Source organism: Butyrivibrio sp. AD3002, from assembly GCF_000420905.1.
In the GTDB taxonomy this organism is placed as follows: Bacteria; Bacillota; Clostridia; order Lachnospirales; family Lachnospiraceae; genus Butyrivibrio.
This window is the reverse complement of the sequence record NZ_ATVV01000072.1, coordinates 1-1,121: the sequence shown is the minus strand read 5'-3', so window position 1 is coordinate 1,121 and position 1,121 is coordinate 1. Positions and strand designations below refer to the sequence as shown.

1 rRNA gene is annotated in these 1,121 nt (G+C 52.5%); it reads right to left on the bottom strand.

Annotated features, from left to right (window positions below):
- Nucleotides 1-1,121 (bottom strand): 23S ribosomal RNA (locus tag G596_RS0120265); the annotation flags it as partial.

Below are 1,121 nucleotides of genomic sequence, written 5' to 3'. Positions count from 1 at the left end.
CTACTTTATTTCGCTCCGCATCACGGCTTCCCATTGCCACCCGGATTTGCCTAAGTGACTGGTACCCCGCTTGCACCGGGCTTTCCATTCCCGGCTTCCGCTTTCCTTACGTGTCCCCACAGTTCTGTCATACCGCAGTACAGGAATCTCCACCTGTTGTCCATCGGCTACGACTCTCGTCCTCGCCTTAGGCCCCGACTTACCCAGAGCAGATCAGCTTTACTCTGGAAACCTTGGATATTCGGCCATAAGGATTCTCACCTTATTCTCGCTACTCATTCCGGCATTCTCTCTTCCATGCAGTCCACAGCTCCTTCCGGTACTGCTTCTTCCCGCATGCAATGCTCCTCTACCAACCTTTCGGTTCCTTAGTTTCGGTGGCGCGTTTCAGCCCCGGACATTTTCGGCGCAGGACCTCTCGACCAGTGAGCTATTACGCACTCTTTGAATGGATGGCTGCTTCTGAGCCAACATCCTGGTTGTCTTCGAAATCCCACATCCTTTTCCACTTAACGCGCACTTGGGGACCTTAACTGAAGGTCTGGGCTCTTTCCCTTTTGACCGCCCAACTTATCTCGTGCAGTCTGACTCCCGATAATCGATTACGCGGCATTCGGAGTTTGATATTCTTCGGTAGGCTTTGACGCCCCCTATGAAATTCAGTGCTCTACCTCCGCAAATCTGTATCGAGGCTAGCCCTAAAGCTATTTCGAGGAGAACCAGCTATCTCCGGGTTCGATTGGAATTTCTCCCCTATCCACACCTCATCCCCACCCTTTTCAACGGATGTGAGTTCGGACCTCCACAGCCTTTTACGGCCGCTTCATCCTGCACATGGATAGATCACCCGGTTTCGGGTCTACTCCTACTGACTCTGGCCCTCTTAAGACTTGGTTTCCCTACGGCTCCACACCTGAAGTGCTTAACCTTGCCAGTAAGCGTAACTCGCCGGACCGTTCTACAAAAAGTACGCGATCACTCTCATAAGGAGCTTTCGCAGTTTGCAGGCACAGGGTTTCAGGTTCTCTTTCACTCCCCTCCCGGGGTCCTTTTCACCTTTCCCTCACGGTACTATGCGCTATCGGTCACTAAGTAGTATTTAGCCTTAGGGGGTGGTCCCC